This window comes from Arthrobacter sp. SPT-J7 (assembly GCF_059089965.1).
The window spans coordinates 1-2,381 of record NZ_JBNHFF010000354.1; the positions used below are offsets into that span (position 1 = coordinate 1).

3 protein-coding genes are annotated in these 2,381 nt (G+C 64.0%); all 3 read right to left on the reverse strand.

Annotated elements, in window-relative coordinates:
- Positions 1 to 713 (reverse strand): type I glyceraldehyde-3-phosphate dehydrogenase (locus tag AC5RWX_RS32540; protein WP_494100300.1); only part of this gene is annotated, 713 nt, incomplete at its 3' end.
- A 263-nt stretch (positions 714 to 976) separates the two neighbouring features.
- The gene (locus AC5RWX_RS32545) at positions 977 to 1,603 is read right to left on the reverse strand and encodes a superoxide dismutase (protein WP_102978081.1); all 627 of its coding nucleotides are present in this window, start codon (positions 1,601 to 1,603) and stop codon (positions 977 to 979) included.
- A gap of 99 nt (positions 1,604 to 1,702) precedes the next feature.
- On the reverse strand, positions 1,703 to 2,381 hold a 679-nt coding region (whiA, locus tag AC5RWX_RS32550; RefSeq protein WP_494100301.1), incomplete at its 5' end, for a DNA-binding protein WhiA.

The following is a 2,381-nucleotide window of genomic DNA, read 5'->3' on the forward strand; positions in this document are numbered from 1 at the left end:
GGAACGGGGACGCGGATGGCGTAGCCGTCCAGCTTGCCCTTGAGCTCCGGCAGGACCAGGCCGATTGCCTTGGCTGCACCGGTGGAGGTGGGCACCATGTTGACGGCTGCAGCACGGGCGCGGCGGAGGTCCTTGTGCGGGCCGTCCTGCAGGTTCTGGTCCGCAGTGTAGGCGTGGACGGTGGTCATAAGGCCGCGCTCGATGCCGAACTCGTCGTTGACCACCTTGGCCAGCGGGCCCAGGCAGTTGGTGGTGCAGGATGCGTTGGAAATGATGTGGTGGGTGGCGTTGTCGTACAGCTTGTGGTTTACGCCCATCACGATGGTGATGTCCTCATCCGAGGCGGGGGCGGAAATCAGGACCTTCTTGGCGCCGGCGTCGATGTGCTTCTGCGCATCGGCGGCCTTGGTGAAGAAGCCGGTGGACTCGATGACGATGTCCACGCCCAGCTCGCCCCAGGGAAGGTTCGCGGGATCGCGCTCTGCCAGGACCTTGACGACGTTGCCGTTGACGACAATGTTGCCGTCCTTGACCTCGATGGTTTCCTTCAGGCGGCCGCCGACGGAGTCGTACTTGAACAGGTGGGCCAGGGCCTCCGGGCTGGTGAGGTCGTTGACTGCAACGATCTCCAGGTCCGCGCCCTGTGCGAGTGCTGCGCGGAAGTAGTTGCGGCCAATACGGCCAAAGCCGTTGATACCAATACGGGTCGTCACTTTTTCAGTCTCCTTGGTGCTTTCAGAAGCACAACTAGTTGAGCGGGCGTTCAAGCCAACTAACAGATCCCGCACGCCATTGGGCAGAGATGATTTACAGACGGAGGGCGACCAGCCTCATTGCTGAAGGCTAACCGCCTTCCGTGACCTATCTTACGTTTAACTGGGTCCGCCCCCGCAAGTGCGGGGGCGGACGGTCCACATTCCGGGAGGGTTACCCCCTGAAATGTGAACTTTGTTACATACGTGTGAAGCGCGGATCACTACGGAAGGGTGATGAGTCCCGTGGCGTTGGTGCGTGCAGCTTCGAAGCGCTTGGCGACGTCGGCCCAGTTCACGATGTTCCAGAATGCCTTGACGTAGTCGGCCTTGACGTTGACGTAATCCAGGTAGAAGGCGTGCTCCCACATGTCCAGCATCAACAGCGGGGTGGTGCCCAGCGCGGTGTTGCCCTGCTGGTCGTACAGCTGCTCGATGACCAGGTTTCCGCCGATCGGCTCGTAAGCCAGGAAACCCCAGCCCGAGCCCTGCAGGCCGAGTGCGGCCGCGGAAAACTGGGCGCGGAACGCGTCGAAGGAGCCGAAAGCGTCGTCAATGGCTGCCGCCAGCTCACCCTCGGGCTTGTCGCCGCCGTCCGGGGACAGGTTGTTCCAGAACACGGAATGGTTGACGTGGCCGCCGGTGTGGAACGCGAGGTCCTTCGACAGGCGGTTAATGTTGGCGAAGTCGCCCTTCTCGCGCGCCTCGGCCAGCTGGGCCAGCGCGTTGTTGGCGCCGGCCACGTAGGTTGCGTGGTGCTTGCTGTGGTGCAGTTCCATGATGCGCGCTGAGATGTGCGGCTCCAGGGCAGCGTAATCGTAGCTGAGTTCGGGCAGTACGTACTCGGTCACAAAATCCTCCAATATCGTGGACACTCAGTCCGGTTGGTAACTCTCGGATTGTGCATCCGGGCGTCTGGCACCCGGAATCTTTTTGATTCTAGGGGGCTGTTACTCGTCCAGCATTTCGGGCGTCACATTGGCATCCGTCCCGGGGATCCCCAGGTCCAGCGCACGCTTGTCCGCCATGGCCAGCAGGCGGCGGATCCTACCGGCAATGGCATCCTTGGTCATCACCGGATCGGCAAGGCGGCCCAGTTCGTCCAGGCTGGCTTGCTTGTGCGCCACCCGGAGTTCACCGGCGTACTTCAGGTGGTCCGGGACGTCGTCGCCCAAAATCTCCAACGCCCGGTCCACGCGGGCCCCGGCCGCTACGGCCGCCTGGGCAGAGCGGCGCAGGTTGGCGTCGTCAAAGTTGGCAAGCCGGTTGGCGGTGGCCCGTACTTCCTTGCGCATCCGGCGTTCCTCCCAGACCATCAGCGCATCATGGGCGCCCATGCGGGTAAGGAGGGCCGCGATGGTGTCGCCGTCGCGGATAACCACCCGGTCCACTCCACGGACTTCGCGGGCTTTCGCCTGGATGTCCAGGCGGCGGGCGGCACCTACCAGTGCCAGCGCCGATTCCGGTCCCGGGCAGGTGACCTCCAGCGAGGAGGACCGTCCAGGTTCGGTGAGGGAGCCGTGGACCAGGAAGGCACCGCGCCACACGGCTTCGGCGTCTGCTGCGGAACCGTTGACAACGGCGGAGGGCAGCCCACGCACCGGACGGCCGCGGCCGTCGAGGAGGCCG